This window comes from Borrelia venezuelensis, from assembly GCF_023035835.1.
In the GTDB taxonomy this organism is placed as follows: domain Bacteria; phylum Spirochaetota; class Spirochaetia; order Borreliales; family Borreliaceae; genus Borrelia; species Borrelia turicatae.
Genome location: NZ_CP073220.1, coordinates 880807 through 903410 on the forward strand (window position 1 = coordinate 880807; position 22604 = coordinate 903410).

Here is a 22604-nt window from a genome sequence, read left to right on the forward strand (position 1 = left end):
TATTATACACTTTTTTAGTGAAAATAAGAAGAAAAAATTTTATTTCTTTATTCTTATTCTTATTTCTTTATTCTTATTCTTTATGATTTAAGTTTTAGATTTTATATAATTTGAAATTTGTTCAGATTTTGCACCGAATATTACTTGCACTTGATTTCCTAATGTAATGATTGTTCCAGTAGCTCCAAGCTGGTTCATTAAATCTTTATTTACTAATAAGGAAGACTTGACATCTACTCTTAATCGTGTAAAACATGAATCAATATTTGTTATATTATCGATTCCTCCAAGAGCTTGAATAATTTTCTCAAAATTTTCGTTTTGAGATCGCTTAGAATCATTATTAGAAATTGTTTGCTGTTTAGTATTGTCTTCACGACCAGGTGTTTGAATTTTAAATGTTTTGATTAGTGTTATGAAAATGGTGAAGTATACAGTTCCAATTATAAGTCCTATTGGTAGTATTAGTAAAGCATTTGTTGATTTTGGAAACATTAAGAAGTAATCTATTATTCCTGCGGAGAGTGAAAATGCTATGCGTATTTCAAGTATATTAGTAATTACTAATGATATTCCAGTTAAGATCGCATGTATTAGATAAAGGAAAGGTGCTATTAACATGAATGTGTATTCTATTGGTTCTGTAATTCCTGTTAAAAATGAGGTGAGTGATGCAGAGAGTAAAATACCACCTACTTCTTTTCTTCTTTCTTTTTTTGATGTTAAGTACATTGCAAGAGCAGCACCTGGTAGTCCAAACAGCATTACTGGATACATCCCTGATGTAAATGCGCCAGCATTTGGATCTCCATTTAAATATCTTGTGATTTCTCCTTGGATTATGTTGCCGTCATTTGTGGTATATTTTCCGAATACAAAATATACCAAAGTGTTTAAAAGCTGATGTAGGCCTGTTATTATGAGAAGTCTATTTAAGAAGCCAAATACAAATACTCCTAAATTACCAGCTTCTATCATCCAGTTTCCAATTTGATTAATAGTTATTTGTAGAGGTGCCCATAGGAAAGCAAATATTATAGCAAGTATTGCAGACAATAATCCATTAGCTATTGGTACTAGTCTTTGCCCTGAAAAAAAACCTAAAAATTGTGGTATTTTATAGTTTACTATTCTATCGCTGAGCATGGCTGAACTTATACCTGTAATAATACCTCCCAAAACGGACATGTTAACAGGTTCTGATTTTTCATTAATCATTATTGTAAATGTCGATAGTCCTGCATTTAGAATTAGGTATCCTACGGCCCCTCCAAGTGCTGCGGCTGCTTTATTATTTTTAGATAGTCCCATTCCAGTTCCGATTGCAAATAGTATGGGTAAATTCCCAAAAATGGCACTGCCTGATTGTTCCATTAATTTGCCAATTTGTCTAAGCATGTTAGAAGGTTCTGTAGTTTCTATTATGAGGTATCCAAAACCAAGTAAAAGACCAGCAATTGGTAAAACGGCTGCAGGAGTTTGTACAGCTTTTCCTAGATTTTGTATATTTTTCATTAAATTATTCATATTTACCCCCCATTAATTTATATGTTTTTTATTAGTTACAGTTTATATTAACTTTAAATATGATTCTAGTTTAAATAACGTTAATTTATTTATTTTTTTATTTGTTAATGTTTATTTTACAATCTTAAATGTGATTTATGAATTTTTAAAAAAAGAAGTTTAGTTTTTTATAAACTTTATTTACTGTTTTTTTGATAGGATCAAGTTTTTTAATATTGTCTTGATTATCGATCAGGATTTTTATGCTATCCATTGATTCCTCGATTGCTACGATAAAGCTTTTTTGAGGTTTGAGCCAAAAATTGTTCGAGTAGTCATTTCTAAGTGATAGGAAAAGAACCGATTTTTTATTGGGATGTTTAATGAAATTCATAGTGCATTCTAAAATATTTTGCATCTTATCAATTTCATTAATGTTGATATTTGCGCTTTCATATTTTTTAATGAGCGACCAGTCTGATTCCATACCATTTACTATACGCATTATTTCTATTAATTGCTTATTTTTGAATATTATTAAATTTTCATGTGTTAATTTTGCAAGTACATTTCTTATTGCTTTCTCTTCTGAGTTTTTTAATCTTTTTGAAATTAATTCTTGAACTTCCTTTAAGCTAATTGTTAATTGATTTTTATTTTCATTGTGAGTATTAAATTTCTTTCCCCCAATAGTTATTTCATTTTCTAATAAATGTTTTTTATCTTTTTTTACTATGTTTTTGTGGGTGTTATTTAATTTTTTATTTTCTTGTTGAGTGTTTTTTTGTTCATTTTCTTCAAATTGAATATCATTGATCCATTCTTTTTTAAGTACCCCAATTGATCTGGCATATCTTTTACTTGTCTCTATTATTTCTCCTGCTACGAAATATTTTACAGAATCTGTGTTAATAAGTGAGCCCGGATGGGTTACTATATTTTGGGCTTTTATTGTTTTGTATTTATTTTTTGAAGTTTTAAAGCAAATATAATCTTTCATACCTCTCATTATGGATTTTAAGTAGCCTTCGTGATCAATTTCATGTTTGTGTACTATTGGTATGTTGAAGCTACTTACAATATTTTCAAGTTGTCTTTGTACATTAGTAATTTCTTCAAGACCTTGTAAGTCTAAATAGTTTTCTTTAGCAAAGGCTTCTTTATTAGTGGCTTTTTTATAATCTTCAAATATGTTAATAAATCCTATTAAGTCACCTAGTGGATTTTTGTATTTTAGATGGGCTTGTCTGGCTTCTATTTCTTCGTTTTGAGGTAGTAAGAAAATTCCACTTGTGGATAAAAATGATAGTCCAATTGTGGTTGGGTATATTGCTTGTTGATAGTTTATCATTGCTTCAACTAAAGCCCTTGAATGTATTGGTATTAGAGGAAATATGATCATATATTTTCCAATTTCCGTAAGTTCATTTTTTTCATTTATTGCATCTAAGGATTTTAATATGTCACTTGCTGTTTGAATGGATTTAATTGATGGTTTTGAAATGAAGTCAAATTTTGTAAAATTTCTAATTCCAATATCCGCCATTCTTAAGATTACTTCAGAGAGATCTGTTCTGTATATTTCTTCCTTTTGATATTCGTCTCTTAATTGATATTCATCTCTTTTATATAATCTGTAACATGTTCCCTTTGCAAGTCTTCCTGCTCTTCCTGCTCTTTGTGTTGCAGATGATTTTGAAATTGGTACTTCTTGAAGTGAGTAAGTGTGTGTTTTCATCTGAAATCTATTTGTTTTGACTTTTCCGCTATCAATTACTATCTTGATATTTTCAATTGTAATTGAAGTTTCTGCAATGTTTGTTGATACTATAATTTTTCTTTTATTCTTTGGTGTAGGCATAAATATTTGTTCTTGTGCTTCTTTTGCCATCCTACCATATAAAGGTAATATTATTAATTCTTGTTTGGAATTCAGTTCATAAATTTCTTTTATCGTTTCTTTTATTTCTTTCTCTCCAGATAGGAATATAAGGATATCACCTTCTTTTTTTTCTTTGATTATACCACTAATTATTTCTTTTATTTTTAATATCATTGATTTTGATGTATTGAGTAGTGGTGGATTATAGATTATTTGTACAGGATAAGTAATTGTTTCTATGCTAAGTATTGGAGCGTTGTTAAAGTATTTTGAAAATACTTGTGTATTTATTGTGGCAGATGAAATGATAACTTTAAAATCATCTCTTTTGTTTAATATATCTTTAATAAGTCCTAGTATAAAGTCTATGTTTAAACTTCTCTCATGAGCCTCATCTATTATTATTACGTCATATTCATAAAGTAGGGTGTCTTTTTTGAGTTCTTGTAATAAAACCCCATCTGTCATTAATTTTATCTTTGTTTTAGAGCTTGTGACTTCTTGAAATCTTATTTTATAGCCCACCTCTTCTCCAAGTTTGACCCCAATGTGTTTTGCAATATATTCTGCTATTGATATTGTGGCTATTCTTCTTGGTTGTGTTACACCAATTTTCCCAAGTTTTGTTAGTCCTGATTCATATATTATCCTTGGTATTTGTGTTGTTTTTCCACTTCCTGTTGGACTCTCTATTATTAAAATGTTGTTTGTTTTTAGATTTTTAATTAATTCATCTTTATATTTGTAAATGGGAAGCTCAAAATCATTCATATCCTACATTAGTCCAAAAATATAAGTTGCATCTATTTGATTAAGGTCAATATCAGTAGGCAAATCAACCTTTTTCCTCTTAATTTTAGCATAAAATCTATCATTTTGTTTGTAAACATAAATTTTATTTCCAACTTTATTTTTTGCTAGTGGTATTATTTTTACAATAATTCCGTTTTTTTCTAGTTTTGCGTCTAACAGTTTAATTGATTCTTCTAGTGTTATTTCGTATGCTTTTATGTCTTTTTTTAATGGGCATATTATACTGTTGTTTTCAGTTTTAATATAATCTCCAAAAACCCCTGTTGTAGCAATTATTTTTTCATGAGTTTTTGGATATTCGCCAATTATTTTTGGAAGTGAGAGTAATTTGAGAGCAAGTTCTAGGGTTATATTTTCATGTTCTATGTTTTTTGTTGACATTTTTTTAGCTTTTATTATTTTAGGTTTTTTGGGTTTACCTGTTTTTGTGAATTCTTGTGGAGCATAAATGTCCTCTCCAAGTTGGACAATTCCTCCATATTTTGAGTTTTTATATATGACATTAAGTCCTGTTTCAGGATCAATTCCTAATATATTGGGTTGTATTTCTTTTTCTGATATTATTTTTTTTATTTCATCTTCTTTGTATAAGTTTTCTAATGGTGTTGTTACATTAATCGCGTAATTATTTCCATTAAAAATTAAATAAGGACCAAATTTGCCAAGATTGACTTTATAACTAAATTTTTCGTTATTAGTGTATTCATAGACTATTCTAAATTCTTCAGGGCTAATAATGGGTTCTATTTTATTTATTGTATTCTTAAGACCTTCTTCTCCATTATAAAATTTATTTAGATATTTTATTTTGTCTAGCGTGCCTATTGCGATCTTATCTAGGTTTTCTTCCATGTGGGATGTAAATTTTAGTTCAATTAGTACTGGGAAATATTTTTTTAATAGATTTATGACAGCAGCTCCTTTTATTGTTGGAATTAGTGTGTTATTGTGTTTAAAGATATATTCTCTTTCAAAGAGTGTTGAGATAATAGTAGAATAAGTTGAAGGACGTCCTATACCTTCCTTTTCAAGCTTTTGTACAAGTGATGCTTCTGTATATCTGAGTGGGGGTTTTGTTTCATGCTCTTCTGGATTTACGTCTAAGATTACAAATTTATCACCTTCTTTTATGAGGGAAAAATCTATGATACTGTTTTCATAAGGCTCTTTACTGTTTTTTAGAAAGCCATCAAAAATGATTGTTGTGAAACTTGTTTTAAAGGTTAAATTTTCATACTTCAATGTTATTTTAATAATTTTTTTTCTTGCGTCTTTCATTACGGATTCAATAGTTCTATCCCATATTATTTTATATATTTCTCTGGCAGTTTCGCTTTCTATTTGTATTTGTTCAGGAGAAGTAAAGAGTTCAGAAGGTCTTATAGCTTCATGTGCATCTTGAGCCATTTTAGCTTTGGCATATAATCTGTCATTTGTTTCTATATATTCTTCACCATATTTTTGTTTTATAATAGTTTTTATTTTTTCTCTTGCGGTCTTGGCAATGTGATAAGAATCTGTTCTTATATAAGTTATGTATCCGTTCTCATACAGTTTTTGTGCGTAATTCATAATTTGTTTGGTTCCTATTTTTAATCGTCTGTTTACTTCTTGTTGAAGAGAAGATGTGATGAATGGTTTAGGAGGAGCTTGTTTTATTTCTTTTGTTTCAATTGAAATTACCTCGATCTCTTTTGTGTTATTTAACTCTTTTGTGAGCATATTCATTAATGTTTTGTCTATTACAATTGTTTTGTCAGGATCGTGTAAAGCCCCTGTATCGTTTACAAAGTCTTTGCTTTCAGCTACATTTTTGTTCTTAATCTTTTCAAGTATTGTTTTAATCTGTATATCATTTTTGTTGTGTTTGCATTCAAGTGTAATGGAATAATAATTGGCTTTCTTAAAATTTATTCTTGTCATTTCTTTTTCTATGATTAATTGAAGTCCAACGGATTGTACTCTGCCGGCAGAGAGTCCGTAAGCAATTTTTTTCCAAAGTAGAGGAGAGATAGTATATCCATAAAGTCTATCTAGTATTCTTCTTGTCTCCCCGGCATTAACGAGATTCATATTAATTTCTCTTGTATTATTTAGTGAATCGATTATTGCACTTTTTGTAATTTCATGAAATACCATTCTTTTATAATTTTTAATTTGTAATACTTCCTTTAAATGGAATGCTATTGTTTCACCTTCTCTATCTTGGTCAGTGGCAAGATAGATTTCATCTTTCTCTTTGATGAGGTTTTTGAGTTTTTCAATTACTGTTTTTTTGTTGTTTGGGATAATGTAGAGTGGTTTAAAGTCATTTTGATGATCTATAGAGAGTGTTGCCCATTCAAATTTTTTGTACTCTTCAGGTATTTCTTTAGCACTGTTTGGCAAATCTCTTATATGTCCTATGCAGGCTTCTACTAAGAATGAGTTATCAAGATATTTCTTTATCGTTATTGCTTTTGTTGGTGATTCTACTATTATTAATTTTCTTTGTTGCATAAAACCCTTATATATATATAATATAACATAATGTATAAATTGTTGTAATTTTTCAATAAAAATAGTGCGGTATTTATGAGTACTTATAGAGTTTTACATACGTCTGATTGGCATATTGGTAAAAAAATTGGATATTTTTCTAGGATTGGTGAGCAACAGAAGTTTTTAAGTTTTTTATTGGGATTTATTAAAAATGAAAAAATTGATCTTTTACTTATTGCTGGTGATGTTTATGATTCAAAGAGGCCTGGACTTGAAGAACAAAAATTAATAAATGATTTTTTTTACGAATTATCTTTTACTCCTTGTAAATGGTGTGTAGTTATTACTGGAAATCATGATAAAAGAGCTTATTTTAATATTAATAAAAAAATACTCTCAAAGTTTAATTTTTTTTTAGTTACTGGAAATGAACTTTCTAGTCAAGTGGTGTTTTTAGAAGACCGTGGTGATATTAAGTTTATTATTGTCTGCATGCCTTATATTAATGAAAGACTTATTGTGGATCAAGATTGTAAAAATATAGAACTACATAACGATGTCTTTCTTGAAAACCTTGAAAAAGCTTATAAAGATCAAATATCAAATGTTATTGGGTCCCTTGATGAGCAGTATCTTCATATTCCTAGAATATTGATTGCACATTCTTTTTTTTCTAGTAGTAGTGTAGTTGGTAGTATTGGAAATAGTCCTATTTTACCTGTGAGTGTTTTTGGCAATAATTTTTCTTATGTTGCACTTGGACATATTCATAATTTTAAAAAGTTAAAAGATAATGTAGTTTATTCAGGTTCACCAATTCAGTATTCATTTGATGAAGATATTAAAAAATATGTGAATGTCTTGTTTTTTAGTGAAAGTAAATTAGTTGAACAAAATAAGGTTTTACTTCCTGTATTTGGTAAATTGTACTTTTTACAAGGCTCTTTTAATGAGATTATGAATGATTTGCATAAGATTAAGAATGAGATTTCTTATCTGTGTTACTTAAAAATCGAGCTTAATGAGAAAGTGGCTGCGGAATTTGAAGAACAGATTTATGATTTTGCAAAGTCAAGTTTAATCAATATATTTGATATTTATTATCATTGCATAGATTCAGAAGAAGAGTCCTTAAAAGAAGGACGAATGTTGCTTAGTAGAGATGAAGTACTAAGTAGGGATGAGAAGTATTTTTTCCAGGAGAAATTAAAAAAAGATATTAAGAATGGTTTTAGGAGAGGAAATAAATTTAGGGAAGAAGAACTTATTGCTCTTTTTGAAGAAGTATTACTTAAGGGAAGAGCAGGCGAATATGAGGATAAATAAGTTAGTATTTAAGAACATTGCTTCTTATAAAGGTGAATATGAGATAAATTTCGATGTTTCTGTTTTAAAAAAGTCGGGAATTTTTTTGATTTCTGGGAATACTGGAGCTGGCAAGAGTACAATTTTGGATTGTATTACTCTTGCTCTTTATGCACGAGTTTATAGACTTGATAAAAATATTTCAGATTCAATTTCAAAAGGTTTTGATAGTGCTTATGTTAAACTTACTTTCACTGTTTCTGGAAAAGTTTATGAGTCATTTATTGAACTTAATACAAGACAAAAAGAAACACCAAAAAATATGGTACTTACTTGTTTTAGTGATGGGAGTTTGATTGAGAATAAAGATGCTGTTTTGTCTTATATAAAGAGTCTTTGTAGGTTGGATTTTGAACAGTTTTGTCAAACTGTTATTTTGCCTCAAGGTAATTTTCAGGAGTTTTTAACTTCAAAGCCAAAAAATAAAACAGCAATAATTGACAATATTTTTAATTTAAAAAAGTATGATGATATAGAAATTTTTTTAAAGAAAGAATTAGAACTTACAAAATTCAATAAAGAAAGATTAGTATTTTTAGATACGGAAGAAAGAAACAGACTGAACATTAATAAAAAAAAAATAAATGAATTGACTGAATCTTTGAATTTAATTAATGTAGAAATTTTAAGAGAAAATCTTGACAATGTTTATAAGTTGATAGTTATTTGTGAAAAAATAATAAAGTTCAATCAAAATTATTTAGATATTCAACATAGGATAGATGATTTAAAATTGGAATTATCTTCTAAAGTTGTGTTCAGAAATAAGTTAAATCGTGAGTATTTTTTGCAGAAAAAGATTAAATCAGAATTAGATGAAAAGCTTAAGTTTTATAATTCTAATGATTTTTTGGATTTAAAAAATTTTGTACAAAGGCAAAGCGAACTATTAAATGATAAAAATCGGTTCTCGTTAGAGCTTTTAAGTATTCAAAGGGACTTAGAAGAATTGAAATATTTGGATTTAGACAATTTTAATTTTGATTATGTAAAAGAATTATATTATGAGAATGTTATTTTATGTGAGATGAATTTTGATGAGGAAGCTTATGATAGATTACTTATAAAAGAGAAGCAATTGGAAACTCAAAGAAAAAAATTATCAGTAGAACAGAAGAGAAAAAACGTCGAAATCAAAAGTATTAATTCAGAAAAAATATCATTTGATTTTGATAAGTATGTTTATTATGAGGCATTAAAGTTATTAAAGGGGTTTTATGAAGAATTAATATTGAGATATAAAAATGGATTAGACTTGTTGTTAAAGTCAAATGATAGTGGTTTATCACAAGCTATTGAGATAAATATTAAAATTGATTTATATAGAAATTTTTTAGAACATCTTAATAACAATAGACAGTCTGTTGAGAAAGATATAGAGGATCTTAAACATCATGAAGATGCATATAAAGTATATCAAAGAAAAGAAAAATTAAAAATCAGTAGTTTAAATGAGCTATTGAAATTGAATTCAAAGCTTCAAGTTTTGCAATCTGAGTTAGATATTCTTAAAGTTGCTATCTTGCATAATAAAGAAAGTAAAATTAAATGGGAGGGTTGTGTCTTAAATTTTAAGAAAAATAATGCAGAAATTTTAAAAAGAATTGGTCAAAATTTATTTCGAAAATATATAGATTATTCTAATAAGGATAAGATTTTGATTTTTGAAGGTAAACTTAAGGAAATTGCAGCTTTAAAATTAATGTTCAATGATTTAAATTCCAAAATTTCTTTAAAGGAAATGGAAATTAAAGAAAATTTAGGTAAGATAAAAAATTTATTATTTAATGTTAATTTAAAGATAAGTCTAAGTGAGTTTGCTTTAATTGAGAGAGAGTTTGAAAAATTTTTAAGGTCTAAAAGAGACATAGAAAATGATCATATTAAATTGAATTTGTGTCTTGATAATATAAGTAATGAAAAACTTAAACTTGAGAGTCAAATTGAGATTATGAAACAAACCATATTAGGTTTTAAAATGGAGCTTAAAGATGAACTTGCTAAGTTTACTTCTAGTTTTGTTGATTTGAAAAGATCAATTAAAGGTGTTTTTTGTGCTAAGGATCCTATTTTTTCATTTGATTCTTTAAACCCTAGTAAGAATAGTTTAGAGCATTTTATAAAGTTGAAATCCAATTTTATATCTCAGATTGAGGTTCTCTCTAAGGATATTAGTAAGTATGAGGCAAATTTTTCAAGCTTGCAGGTTCTTAAAGCAGAACTTAATGCACATGAGATTAATTTAGAGAATATTAAGAATGAATTAAGTAGTGTGAATGAGCGTAATGATAAATTGGAAATTTTGAAAAAAGTTGTTACTACTTCTCCTAGTTTAAAGTATTATGTTCAGAGTTTTTTGATTGATGAGATTTTAAGTATATCAAATAAAAAGTATTTAAATATTATTCTGCCTGATTTTGAGCTTGAAATTGATATAAATAGTAAAGATTTTAATTTTCTAGTTAAAAGCAAAAAAGATGGGAATATGACTCGTAGTGTTAAAACTTTATCTGGTGGTGAGAAGTTTCTTGTATCTTTATCGCTTTCTCTAGCTCTCTCAGACATGATAAGAGATAGTGATCTTAAAATAGAAGCATTTTTTCTTGATGAGGGATTTGGGAGTCTTGATGAGGATACTTTAAAAATGGTTATTCCAAAGATTTCTGATTTGCAGCGTGTTGATGGGCGTCAAATTGGTATAATATCTCATGTTTCTTATTTGAAGGAAGAGATTAAGACCCAGATAGTTATAAGTAAAATTTCAACAGTTTCTAAGATTACTATAGAGAGTTTTTAATTTTTTATTGTATAATTACCTGAATATTTTAAAATATGGAGATTTGTATGGAACGTTATGTTTCAATTGATGTTGGAGGTACTAATACTAAATATTCTCTTGTAGATAGTGGCGGTAATTTTCTTGATAAACATGAAGTTAAATCAGGTACTACTCCTGATGAGCAAGTTGGTATTTTAGTCAATGTAATTAATTCTTATAAAAGAGAAGAAAATATTAAAGGTGTTGCAATTTGCATGCCTGGGTTTGTTGATCCTAAGGGCATTGTAATTAGAGTGAATGCTATTAAAGGATTTACTAATTATCCTTTAAAAGAAAGGCTTGAAGCCTTAACAGGGGTGAATGTTGAGATTGAAAATGATGCTAATTGTGTGGCTTTAGCAGAAAAATTTAAAGGTAATGCTATTCATTCTGATGATTTTGTTGCGTTGACTCTTGGAACAGGCATTGGTGCTGGAATATTTATGAATGGAAAACTTTTGAGGGGATATTCTTTTATGTCTGGTGAAATTGGGTTTATGATAACCAGAGGGCTTGGAAATAATATTCCTTTTAATTGTAGATGGGAATCTATGGCTTCTGTTGCGGCCTTAAGGAGAAGGGTTGCTGAGCGTTTGGAAATGAAATTTGAAGAAGTTTCTGGAGAATATGTTTTTGAGCTTGCCGATAGTGGCAATATACATGCTAGGAATGAAATCGAGCATTTTTTTGAAACTTTATCATTTGGAATTTTTAATTTAACTTTTATTTTAAATCCTGAAAAAATCTTAATTGGAGGCGGAATAAGTTCACGATCGGATTTAATAAGTAGAATATATGATAAATTAGAAAATTTATGGTCTTTAGAATTGGCTCATATTTATAATAATGATATCAAGAAACTTGTTAGAGTGGAAACAACTAAATTTAATAATGATTCTGGTAAAATTGGAGCATTATATCATTATTTTGTTGAAAATAAATTGTTATGTAATTTAAGTGTTTAGATGATAAGAAAAGCATGTGTTTTTAATATGTTAGAGGCTTTAAATGCTATTAAGCTTGGTGCTGATAGAATTGAGCTTTGTGAGAATACGACTTGTGGAGGAACTACGCCTTCTTATGGCGCCATAAAAGTTTTAAAAGAAAGGTTGGACGTTCCTATTGTTGTAATGATTAGACCAAGATGTGGGGGATTTGTGTATTCTAATTTAGAATTTCAAGCTATGAAGGAAGATATTGAGCTTTGCAAGAGTCTTGGAGTGGAAGGTGTAGTTTTTGGAATTTTAAAGGATGATTGTGAAATTGACATAGATAGAACTAAAGACTTGCTAAGTTTATCTTACCCTTTAAAAGTTACTTTTCATAAAGCAGTTGATGAGACTTGTGATATTAGATCTTCTGTGGCTAATCTTTTAGATATTGGTGTTCATAGAATATTGACTTCAGGAGGAGGATTTAAAGCGGAAGATTCACTTATGATCATTCAGGATTTAATATTGATGGCTGGAGAAAAATTAGAAATTGTTGTTGCAGGTAAAGTTAGTAAGGATAATGTTGATGCTATTGATACTATTCTAGGTGCGAAAGCTTATCATGGGAGGTTGATTGTTGGTAATTTAAGTTCATCTTAAGGCTTATCGTTTTTTGTATGAATTTAAGGTCAAATTAAGTGAATATTTTAATATAAGAAGGGGTTTTAAAGTAAAGTTTGAATAAACAATTTGCACATGTTGATTTTGCCTTTTATTTTATTAATAGTATGGTCTATTTGATTCAGATACTTGGGATTTTTTGTCTTTAGTTAGTATTAAACTTGTTATAAATTCTTTGATGCTTATCTTGTTAACATTAAATTTAAGTTCTACGGTATTTTGATCTTTTATTCTAGTTTTTATAGGACTTGAGATTATTATTTTTGTCGTGCTTGCTAATAGGATTGGTATTAGTTTCTTTGATAAAATAGATAGTATTGCTGGATTATCAGTATGTAAGTAAGCTTGTAAATTATAATCCTGGTCATTTTCACTGTTTGCAATGAATATTCCCTTGTTGAAGGGAATACGATTTATTTTCTTTATGTTATTTGGCATTAGTTTAGCTATATCCTTTATCCAAAAGAATATTTCATTTTGATCAAGTATGTCAATATATTTTGTTGTTATTATATTTTCACTTTTCTGAGTTAAATCTTTTTGATTTATTAGAATTCCTTTTTTATTTTTAGTGGGAGTGATATATATATTTGAATTTTTTATTTTCCATTTTGGTTTTATAAATATGTTTCCATAGGATTCAAAATTTGAGTTATTTTGTATTCCCCAAAAGATATTTTTGGGGAAATTTCCTGTTATTATTACTGAGAAAGTTTCTGGATCTTTTGTGTAACTTAAGTATAAGTTACCAACAGTGTTAAGTCCGATTTTGTATTTGAATTTGAGTTCATTGTAGATGAATCTGTTTTTAGATAGATTTATGTAAGCGTATATGTCTGATGATGGGTCTAACAACATAATTGAAGAGATGTTGTTCTTAGGTGGACAGTAATTTAAAGTTTCACATCCTATAAAAAGGATAGCCATGAAAATTTTGATAATTAGTTTGACCATCTTTTGATACCTATCTTTATGAATATTGCATCGTCAAGTTCTACTTTTGTTAATGCCTTTTCTTTATTAATTTCTATTTTGAGTGTTAAGGTTTCCGTTTTAATATAGCTTTCAAATTGATTTGTTATTTTCTTCAATATATCACTGTTATCTATGTATAGTATTATTCTGTCACTAACATTGAAATTATTTTCTTTTCTTAAATTTTGTACTTTTCTTATAAGTTCTCTTGAGAGTCCTTCTAAATATAATTCTTCTGTTATTAGTGCATCTAATCCAATTGTGACAGAATCTTCATTTATTATTTTTAAATTTTCTCTTTCATGTCTTTCTAAGATTATATCTTTTAGCGTAATATTATATGTATTTTCATTGATTTTAATTATATGTTTGTTACCATTTATTATTTTTAATATATCTTCGTTTGTTAGTTTCATTATTTCTAATGATCCTACTTTCATATTTACTCCAAGTTTACTTCCAAGTTCTCTAAAGTTTGCTTTTGCTTTGTAAGTTACAAGTTCTTCTTCATTGGATTTGATTTTTATTTCTTTTGCGTTAATTTCTTCAAGTATTATTTCTTTCATTTCATTTAGTATTTGTTGTTCTTTTTGATCCTTGGTAACAACATAGATTGTACTTATGGGTTTCCGTATTTTGATATTATGTGATGCTCTGAGTGCTCTTGCAATTGAAACAACTTTTCTTATAAAGTTCATTTTTTCTTCAAGATCTATGTTAATAAATTTTTCAATTGCTTGTGGGTATTTGTTTAGATGGATTGATTCTTTTTCATCTTTGGTCTTTAGATTTTGATAAATTTCTTCTGTTAAGAACGGGATAAATGGTGCAAGCATCAACATTAAGTTTTTTATTACATAATATAGCGTTTCATGGGCATCGATTTTATCATTATCATTCTCAGATTTCCAAAACCTTCTTCTTGATCTTCTGATATACCAATTATTTAGTTTGTCGATAAATGCAAGAAGTTCTTCTATTGATTTTGTTAAATTATATTTATCTATTTCTTCATTTAATATTTTTTTTAGACTTTCGATTTCGCTAACTATCCATTTATCAAGGATATTAGTTTTGTGTAGATTTATATTATTATTAGGTTCAAATTTGTCAATTATTGCATAAGTTATGAAAAATGAGTAAGCATTCCAGATAGGGATTATAATATTTTTTAAAACATCTTTAACCCCGTCATCGCTATACTTTAAATCATCAGCTCTTATCACGGGACTCATTACTAGGTAAAGCCTTAAAGCATCAGCTCCAAATGTGTTTATTACTTCCATTGGATCTGTGTAATTTCTAAGTGATTTTGACATTTTTCTTCCATCACTAGATAATACTAGTCCATTAACTATTACATTCTTAAACGCTGTGTTTTCAAAAAGTGCAGTTCCTAGGATTGTTAATGTATAAAACCATCCTCTTGTTTGGTCTAGACCTTCTGCAATGAAATCAGCAGGGAAAATATTATGGAAGTTATCTTTATCTTTAAATGGATAATGCTTACTTGCGTAGGGCATGGAACCAGATTCAAACCAGCAGTCTAAAACTTCACTTGTTCGAACATATACACCACCATATTCACTGGGCCAAGTAATTTTATCAACTTTATCTTTATGTAAGTCATTCACCTTTTGTCCTGAAAGTCTCTCAAGTTCTTCTTTGGATCCTATACATATTTTGTTTCCTGTCTTTGAACATATCCAAACTGGTATTGGATTTCCCCAAAATCTGTTTCTGCTTATTGCCCAATCTCGTGCATTTTCTAGCCATTTGCCAAATCGTCCTTTTTTTAAGTGTGAGGGCATCCAGTTTATTTGCTCATTTGATTTTATGAGTTTTTCTTTTATTGCTTCAATATTTACAAACCATGAGCTTATGGGTCTGTAAATTAGAGGTGAATTTGTTCTGTAGCAAAATGGATATCTATGTAGAAAGTTTTCTCGTTTGAATAAAAGGTTCATTGATTTTAATTTTTCTATTATTTTATTATCTGCATCTTTAACAAATAGTCCTTCAAAATCTTTTACTTCGTTTGTAAATCTGCACTCGGCATCTATAGGTGTTATCATGTCGGTTTTTGTATTATTTTTAAGTATGTTATAGTCTTCTTCTCCAAAGGGTGCGATATGTACTATTCCGGTTCCATCATCAGTTGTGACATATTCTGTTGTATGAATCTTGAAAGCCCCTTTATCCCGTTGGTTTAGGAAATAGTTAAATATGGGTTCATATTCTATTCCTTTAATATACTCACCTTTAAATTGTTCTATTACTGTATATGCTTTTTCATCTTTATAGTAGTGATTTAACCTTTTTGTGCCGATTATAAATGTTTCATCTTTTTCCTTATCAAATATTTTAGAGTAATCTATATCTTTGCCGACAGCAATTCCAAGATTTGTAGGTAGTGTCCAAGGAGTTGTTGTCCATGCGAGTAAGTATTCATTTTTATCTTTGATTTTAAATTTTATAGTTAGTGATGGATCATGAATTTCCTTATATTCACCGAGATTAACCTCAAAGTTTGAGAGAGGAGTTGCAAGTTTCGGAGAATATGGTAGTACATAGTAGCTTTCATAAATTAAACCTTTATTGTAAAGTGTTTGGAATACCCACCATACAGATTCCATGAAGGTTGTATCCATTGTTTTGTAATTGTTTTCAAAGTCGATCCATCTGCCTAATCTTGAAATTGTTTTTTGCCATTCTTTTGTGTATCTAAGAACTATTTTCCTACATTCTTTATTAAATTTATCAATTCCATATTTTTCTATTTCGTATCTGCCAGAGATTTTTAAGGATTTTTCTACTTCATATTCTACGGGTAAGCCATGAGTATCCCATCCAAAATATCTCTTAACCTGTTTGCCTTTCATTGTTTTATATCTTGGAATGATATCTTTAATTGTATTTGGAACGAAGTGTCCAAAGTGTGGAAGTCCTGTTGCAAATGGCGGTCCATCATAGAATGTAAATTCTTCACAACCTTCTCTTTGTTGTATTGATTTTTCGAAAATTTTATTGTCATTCCAAAATTTTAATATTCTCTCTTCTATTTTAGGGAAATTTACTTTGCTTTCTACTTTCTTGAACATAAGATTTCCTTTTGTTTAATTTTTATATTATTTTGGTCTAAATATATTTTTATTAAATTAATATTGGGATTTTTGAATATTTGATTGATAATTTTTTCTTCTATTTGTTCTTTTATTGCATTTAAAATGCTTCTTGCTCCGGAATTTTTGTCATAATATTTGTTGATTATATGATTTTTAAGATTGTCATCAATCTCTATTTGAATATTCTTTAGTCTAAATTTTTTAGTGAGTTCTTTGCAATAGTTGTTATAAATTAGGCTGAGGTCTTCTTCTTTTAAGATATTAAGAATTATTTTTTTTTGTATTTTGTCTAATAGTGATGATTTGAATCTTGTTTTAAGCTCATTGTTGATTTCGTTTTTGATATTTATATTATTGTCTGTTTTATTAAATCCAATACTTCCCTTTCCAAGTAGTGTTTTGGTACCAATAGATGTACTTAAAACAATAATGGTGTTTTTAAAGGATATTTTGTCTTCTTTACTACTAATTAGTTCTCCGTGCTCAAGTATTTGTTCTATGATAGTAAGCACAGAATTATGAGCATGTTCGATATTTTCAAGTATAATGAAGGCTCTAGGATTATGTTTTAATCTGTTTGTTAAAATGCCACCGTCAGCATAGCCTGTATATCCTGGATTCGTTCCTATTAATTTTGATATGGAAGTTTCTTCTCTATAGTCTGACATGTCTAGCTTTAGTATTGAGTTTTGATCTTCAATAATGATGCTTGATATTGTTTTTGCTATCATTGTCTTTCCGCTTCCGCTTGAACCTATGAGCAATATTGATGTTAAAGGTTGCGTATTATTATTGATTTCGAGTTTTGTTTTGACCATTTCTATAATTATTTCATTTATAGCACATTCTTGCCCAATTATTTTTTCTTTTATGTGTCTTGTTTCTGTTTTAAGCGTATCAATTTCTTCTTTGATGTTAGATTTTATCTTAATATTTAATAGTTCATCTGTTGCGTTTTTAATATCTTCTACATTGATTATTTTTTTATTTGTTTCTTTTTGCTTTTTTTGAGCCCCGGCAATATCAATTAGATCAATTGCTTTATCGGGAAATCTTTTGTTAATTAGATATTGTGATGATATCTTAATAACATTTTCTATGGCTTCTTTTTCATAAGTGACACCGTGATAATCTTCAAAGTTTTTTATTATGTTATTAATTATATTGAGAGTTTCTTTTTCATCAGGTTCTTTGATCGATATTGTTTGAAATCTTCTAGTAAATGCTTTATCTTTAGAAATATGTTTTCTATATTCATCATAAGTTGTTGCACCTATTATTTGTATTGCAGAGCGAGACAAAACGGGTTTTAAAATATTTGCTGCGTCAATAGAGCCTTCAGAGTTTCCAGCTCCTATTAGAGTGTGTATTTCATCTATAAATATTATTATGTCTTTATTGTTTTTAATGGATTTAATTATGTTATTTAATCTTTCTTCGAATTCTCCTCTATATTTTGTTCCTGAGACTAAGTCAGAAGTGTCAATTTGTAGTATTACTTTGTTTTGTAGTTGGTTCTTTATTTCTTTATTTGCAATTTTGATGGCAAGGCCTTCAACAATTGCCGTTTTGCCAACACCAGGTTCTCCTATTAAAATTGTGCTATTTTTGTTTCGTCTCTCAAGTATGTTTATTAGTGATTGAATTTCTTTTTCACGACCGATTAAAGGATTGAGTTTTTTTTCTTTTGCAAGTGTTGTCAAGTTTTTAACGTATTTATCAATTTCAAAATAGTCATTTGTAAGTCTTATTTCATCTTCGAATTCTTTGTATGTTTCAATTAACCTTATTTTGTCTATACTTGCTATCATATTTTCTTCATTAAAGTTGAAGCTTAACTTATTAAGTTTATATTTCTTGAGAAGTTTTTTCGTTTTTAAGATTTGATAAAAAATCTCTTTTATACCTATTGAAGTTTTAGACTTAAATTCTTTTTTTGTTTGTTCAATAAGAATGAAAATTTCTCTGTTTATCTTTGGAATTATAATTTCATTAGTACCAATTAAAACTTTTTCTAACTTTTCTATTTCACATAATGTATCTTGTTTGATATTTTTTAAAGTTTTGGTATCTATTTTTTTTATCTCAGATTTTTTTGGACAAACTAATATAGACATTAATAAATGCCAAATTGAAACTTCTCTATTTTTATTTTTTCTAGCAACTTCTCTAGCGGCTACTTCGACTAGGTTTATTAGGTTCTCTGCTATATTAATACTTTTCTATCTCCATTTTTATACTGTTTATTATATCAAAAATATTGTTTTTTTGTTCGTATCTTGAATATATGGATACATAAAATTTAATTTTTGACTCTGTTCCAGATGGCCTGATGGTTATTTCTATTTCGTTTTCTAATAAAAATTTTATTGCATTTGTAGTATGCTTGTATTTTGTTATTTTATATACATTGCCATTCATATCGGTTTCTGTTAACTTTTTGTAGTCTAATTTTTTGATTATGTTAATTCCTGCAAATTTTTTTTTAATTTCGTTCCTAAATTTTGACATTAATTCTTCTCTTAAAAAGTCCCCATTACTTCCTTGAAAACTTTTATTAATTATAAAGTCTTCATAATATCCAAACTCTTTGTACATTTCTTGAAGATATTTTCCTATTGTTATTTGATTCTTTTTTAATGTCAACATTAAGTCACAAAATCCTTTTATGGCTGAAAATGCGTCTTTATCTCTAGTTCCAGTTCCAATTAAGTATCCATAACTTTCTTCACATCCAAAAGTAAATTTTTTGTTTGGTTCTTTTGTTTTTATCTCATCTATTAAGTGCCCTATCCATTTAAATCCTGTATATGTTCTATATAATGTTGAGTTATATTTTTTTGCTATCTTATTTAGCATTGGTGTTGTAGTGAAAGAAGCTATCACAAATACATTTTTAGGATTTTTTTCTCTAGATAATAAGTAATTCATTAAAATGCATGCAATTTGATTGCCATTTAGAGTTTTCCATTTTTTATCCTCATTAAAGGCTATACCCATCCTATCAGCATCTGGGTCGGTTGCAAATGCAATATCACAGTTTTCTCTTTTTGCAAGTTCTATTACTTTGGACAGGGTAGTATGTTCTTCAGGATTAGGATAATTGACTGACGGAAATTCTGGGTCAGGGATTATTTGACTTTGTTCAATTAAAAGTTCTACTTTACTGCTTTTAAATAACTCCTTTATTATTGTTCCTCCTGTCCCGTGCAAAGGAGTATATGCTATTTTTAAATTTGTGTTTTTGCTTTTTTTATTGAAATCAGGAAATTCTTCATTTATTTTTTCTATGTATGTTATATCAATCTCATCATTAAGTTCAATTATTGCTTGCTTATTTATACCTTCTTCTTTTGTAAGTGTATTTTTAACATTAGATACTTTTTTGATTTCTGATATTATTCGTGTATCATGAGGAGGTATTATTTGAGCACCCCCTTTCCAATATACTTTATATCCATTGTATTCTTTTGTATTATGACTTGCTGTTATCATTATTCCAAGATCGCAATCTAATTTTCTAACTGTATATGATAACTGGGGTGTTGGCCTGAGATTTTTGTATATATAAACTCTAAGTCCATTTGATGCAAAAATTTCTGCAGCGTCATATGCAAAATTTTTTGAGAAGTATCTTGAATCATAACTTATTACAACTTTAGGATTTTGTGTGATTTCAAGGATGTAATTGGCAATTCCTTGACTTGCTTTTGTAATATTGTAGGTGTTGATATAGTATGTTCCAGCTCCAATGATGCCTCTCATTCCAGCGGTGCCAAATTCTAGATCTTTATAAAATCTATTGTACAGTTCTCTCTCATTATTTTCATTAAGTAATCTTATTGCTTCATCTTTAAAGTATTTGTTTTTTTCAAGTTGAATGTATTTTTCTACTTTTTTTTTAAGTTTATTATTTTTCATACTATTTTCCTTTATTTTATTATTTGAGAATCTATAATTAAATTATAGAATAATAAAGTATTAAGTATAGAATTAGTTATTATATTTTGAGTTACAATTTTTTTTCTTTGAGGTCTTCATGCAATTTTGTTTAAGGTCTGATTATTCTCCTGCTGGTGATCAATCAAAAGCAATTAGAGAAATTGAGGAATCTATTTTACTTGATAATAAATATCAGACTTTAAAGGGTGTTACAGGTAGCGGTAAAACTTTTACAATCGCTAATATTATTAGAAATTTAGAGAGACCTGCTTTGATAATTAGTCATAATAAAACTTTAGCTGCACAGCTTTATAGGGAATTTAAGAATTTTTTTCCAGATAATGCAGTTGAGTATTTTGTTTCTTATTATGATTATTATCAGCCTGAATCTTATGTTCCATCAAAAGATTTGTATATAGAAAAAGAAGCCACTATTAATGAAGATATTGAAATAAAGAGGATAAGGACAGTAACATCTCTTTCTAGGAGGCGAGATGTTATTGTTGTTGCTACAGTTTCTTCGATTTATGCATTAGGTTCTCCAGAATTTTTTAAGAATGCTGCCCATGCTTTTTTTGTAGGGCAAAAGATTTCTATTAAAGAGATAGCAGATATTTTTGTTAAGCTTCAGTATGAAAGAACTCTTATGAATCTTGAACATGATAAGTTTTCTATTAAAGGTGATGTCATTGAAGTATGGCCTAGTAATGAGCATGGTGATTTTGCATATAAGATTTATTTAGATTTTGATGAGATTGTTAGGATAAGCAGGATTAATCCACTTACAAAAAAGATTTTGGGAGCTACTGATGAATTTACTCTTTTTGCTAAGTCTTATTTTGTTATTCCTGATGAAAACATATTGGATGCTCTTTCTAAAATACAAGTTGATTTAGAAATACAATATCATTCTTTTAAAGAAAATGGTAAGTTTGTTGAGGCTGAAAGACTTAAGCAGAGAGTAGAATATGATATTGAAATGTTAAGAGAAACCGGGTCTTGTCAGGGCATAGAAAATTATTCTAAATACTTTAGTGATAGCGAGATGGATAGACCTTACTGTCTTTTTGATTTTTTTCCCAAAGATTATTTGTTATTTATTGATGAATCCCATGTTACTTTGCCTCAGTTTAGAGGAATGTATAATGGAGATTATTCAAGAAAATTAAATCTTGTAAATTTTGGATTTAGACTTCCATCAGCACTTGCAAATAGACCCCTTAAATATCATGAATTTGAATCTTTGATTAATCAGGTTGTTTTTGTTTCAGCAACTCCTGGCCTTGAAGAGTGCGAAAAAAGTAGTGTTATTGCTGAACAAATAATACGTCCAACGGGTCTGATTGATCCAGAGATTATTCTTAGAGTTTCAGATGGACAGATGGAAGATCTTTATAATGAAATTCAAAAAAGGGTGGCTTTAAATGAAAAGGTTTTAATTACAACTTTGACAAAAAAAATGGCTGAAGATTTAACAGATTATTTATTAAGTCTTGATATAAAGGCTAGATATTTGCATGCAGAGTTTAATGCTATTGAGAGAGTAGATATTATTACATCTCTTAGAAAATCAGAAATTGATGTTATTGTGGGCATTAATTTATTAAGGGAAGGTTTAGATATTCCTGAGGTTTCTCTTGTTATCATACTGGATGCTGATAAAGTAGGATTTTTAAGATCTACTACTTCTTTGATCCAAATGATTGGTAGAGCTGCTAGAAACTCAAATGGTTGTGTTATAATGTACTACGATCACGTAAGTTGTGCAATGAGAGAGGCTATTGACGAAACTAATAGAAGACGGAATATTCAAATTGAATACAATAAAAAAAATAATATTGTTCCAAGGACTATTATTAAAAAAGTACAAAATATTTTAGAAAAAGAATTAAAAAATGAAACCGTTGATTATGACATTGGAAAAATTATTTCTGATGACAAATTATCTAAAAAGGATCTTATCATTAAGCTTAAGTTTAAACTTGAAGAGGCAGTTTGTGATGAAAGATTTGAGGATGCTATCTTTTTGCGAGATAAAATAAGAGAGCTTGTTAAGTAAGGGGTGAAAATTTTTAAGGTGAGGA

The 22604-nt window shown here is 28.3% G+C and carries 12 protein-coding genes; 5 read left to right on the plus strand and 7 right to left on the minus strand.

What is annotated here, in order from left to right:
• Positions 1 to 87 precede the first annotated feature (87 nt).
• The 3 genes from bvRMA01_RS04225 to topA all read right to left on the minus strand — a co-directional run bounded on the left by bvRMA01_RS04225 (position 88) and on the right by topA (position 6700).
• A complete protein-coding gene (locus tag bvRMA01_RS04225) occupies positions 88 to 1527 on the minus strand; it encodes a PTS transporter subunit EIIC (RefSeq protein WP_349642999.1) in 1440 nt (479 codons plus the stop codon).
• Between the two features lie 145 nt (positions 1528 to 1672).
• Positions 1673 to 4159 (minus strand): helicase-related protein, encoded by a 2487-nt coding sequence (locus bvRMA01_RS04230; RefSeq protein WP_247032359.1) that lies wholly within the window; start codon positions 4157 to 4159, stop codon positions 1673 to 1675.
• A 3-nt stretch (positions 4160 to 4162) separates the two neighbouring features.
• Positions 4163 to 6700 (minus strand): type I DNA topoisomerase, encoded by a 2538-nt coding sequence (gene topA, locus bvRMA01_RS04235; protein ID WP_247032361.1) that lies wholly within the window; start codon positions 6698 to 6700, stop codon positions 4163 to 4165.
• A 75-nt stretch (positions 6701 to 6775) separates the two neighbouring features.
• On the opposite strand from topA, the gene sbcD reads away from it, so the two are divergent.
• The 4 genes from sbcD to bvRMA01_RS04255 are packed head-to-tail and all read left to right on the plus strand — an operon-like array spanning position 6776 to position 12457.
• Positions 6776 to 8008, plus strand: a complete 1233-nt coding sequence (sbcD, locus tag bvRMA01_RS04240) for an exonuclease subunit SbcD (RefSeq protein ID WP_247032363.1) — start codon at positions 6776 to 6778, stop codon at positions 8006 to 8008.
• Positions 7995 to 10844, plus strand: coding sequence for an AAA family ATPase (locus bvRMA01_RS04245; protein WP_247032426.1), 2850 nt, complete (start codon positions 7995 to 7997; stop codon positions 10842 to 10844). Before sbcD ends, bvRMA01_RS04245 begins: the two co-directional genes overlap by 14 nt.
• 47 nt (positions 10845 to 10891) lie before the next feature.
• Positions 10892 to 11830, plus strand: coding sequence for an ROK family protein (locus bvRMA01_RS04250; RefSeq protein WP_041178541.1), 939 nt, complete (start codon positions 10892 to 10894; stop codon positions 11828 to 11830).
• On the plus strand, positions 11831 to 12457 hold the full coding sequence (locus bvRMA01_RS04255) for a copper homeostasis protein CutC (RefSeq protein ID WP_247032365.1): 627 nt from the start codon (positions 11831 to 11833) through the stop codon (positions 12455 to 12457). It begins immediately after the preceding gene.
• A gap of 120 nt (positions 12458 to 12577) precedes the next feature.
• Here bvRMA01_RS04255 and bvRMA01_RS04260 read toward each other — a convergent pair whose 3' ends face one another.
• From bvRMA01_RS04260 to bvRMA01_RS04275, 4 genes are all read right to left on the minus strand, one after another.
• Positions 12578 to 13432 (minus strand): hypothetical protein, encoded by an 855-nt coding sequence (locus bvRMA01_RS04260; RefSeq protein WP_247032367.1) that lies wholly within the window; start codon positions 13430 to 13432, stop codon positions 12578 to 12580.
• Positions 13420 to 16554 (minus strand): isoleucine--tRNA ligase, encoded by a 3135-nt coding sequence (gene ileS, locus bvRMA01_RS04265; RefSeq protein WP_247032369.1) that lies wholly within the window; start codon positions 16552 to 16554, stop codon positions 13420 to 13422. The genes bvRMA01_RS04260 and ileS overlap by 13 nt, the downstream gene beginning before the upstream one ends.
• A complete protein-coding gene (locus bvRMA01_RS04270) occupies positions 16539 to 18695 on the minus strand; it encodes an AAA family ATPase (RefSeq protein WP_247032371.1) in 2157 nt (718 codons plus the stop codon). The genes ileS and bvRMA01_RS04270 overlap by 16 nt, the downstream gene beginning before the upstream one ends.
• 94 nt (positions 18696 to 18789) lie before the next feature.
• Entirely contained in the window at positions 18790 to 20499 is a 1710-nt protein-coding gene (locus bvRMA01_RS04275) for a phospho-sugar mutase (protein WP_247032372.1), read from the minus strand.
• Between the two features lie 118 nt (positions 20500 to 20617).
• On the opposite strand from bvRMA01_RS04275, the gene uvrB reads away from it, so the two are divergent.
• Positions 20618 to 22579 (plus strand): excinuclease ABC subunit UvrB, encoded by a 1962-nt coding sequence (gene uvrB / locus bvRMA01_RS04280; RefSeq protein ID WP_247032373.1) that lies wholly within the window; start codon positions 20618 to 20620, stop codon positions 22577 to 22579.
• Positions 22580 to 22604 lie beyond the last annotated feature (25 nt).

Coding starts and splice junctions, on each gene's coding strand:
- topA (WP_247032361.1), bottom strand. CDS start 6,700: ATGCAACAAAGAAAATTAATAATAGTAGAATCACCAACAAAAGCAATA.
- uvrB (WP_247032373.1), top strand. CDS start 20,618: ATGCAATTTTGTTTAAGGTCTGATTATTCTCCTGCTGGTGATCAATCA.
- ileS (WP_247032369.1), bottom strand. CDS start 16,554: ATGTTCAAGAAAGTAGAAAGCAAAGTAAATTTCCCTAAAATAGAAGAG.
- bvRMA01_RS04255 (WP_247032365.1), top strand. CDS start 11,831: ATGATAAGAAAAGCATGTGTTTTTAATATGTTAGAGGCTTTAAATGCT.
- bvRMA01_RS04230 (WP_247032359.1), bottom strand. CDS start 4,159: ATGAATGATTTTGAGCTTCCCATTTACAAATATAAAGATGAATTAATT.
- bvRMA01_RS04260 (WP_247032367.1), bottom strand. CDS start 13,432: ATGGTCAAACTAATTATCAAAATTTTCATGGCTATCCTTTTTATAGGA.
- sbcD (WP_247032363.1), top strand. CDS start 6,776: ATGAGTACTTATAGAGTTTTACATACGTCTGATTGGCATATTGGTAAA.
- bvRMA01_RS04245 (WP_247032426.1), top strand. CDS start 7,995: ATGAGGATAAATAAGTTAGTATTTAAGAACATTGCTTCTTATAAAGGT.
- bvRMA01_RS04225 (WP_349642999.1), bottom strand. CDS start 1,527: ATGAATAATTTAATGAAAAATATACAAAATCTAGGAAAAGCTGTACAA.
- bvRMA01_RS04250 (WP_041178541.1), top strand. CDS start 10,892: ATGGAACGTTATGTTTCAATTGATGTTGGAGGTACTAATACTAAATAT.
- bvRMA01_RS04275 (WP_247032372.1), bottom strand. CDS start 20,499: ATGAAAAATAATAAACTTAAAAAAAAAGTAGAAAAATACATTCAACTT.
- bvRMA01_RS04270 (WP_247032371.1), bottom strand. CDS start 18,695: ATGTCTATATTAGTTTGTCCAAAAAAATCTGAGATAAAAAAAATAGAT.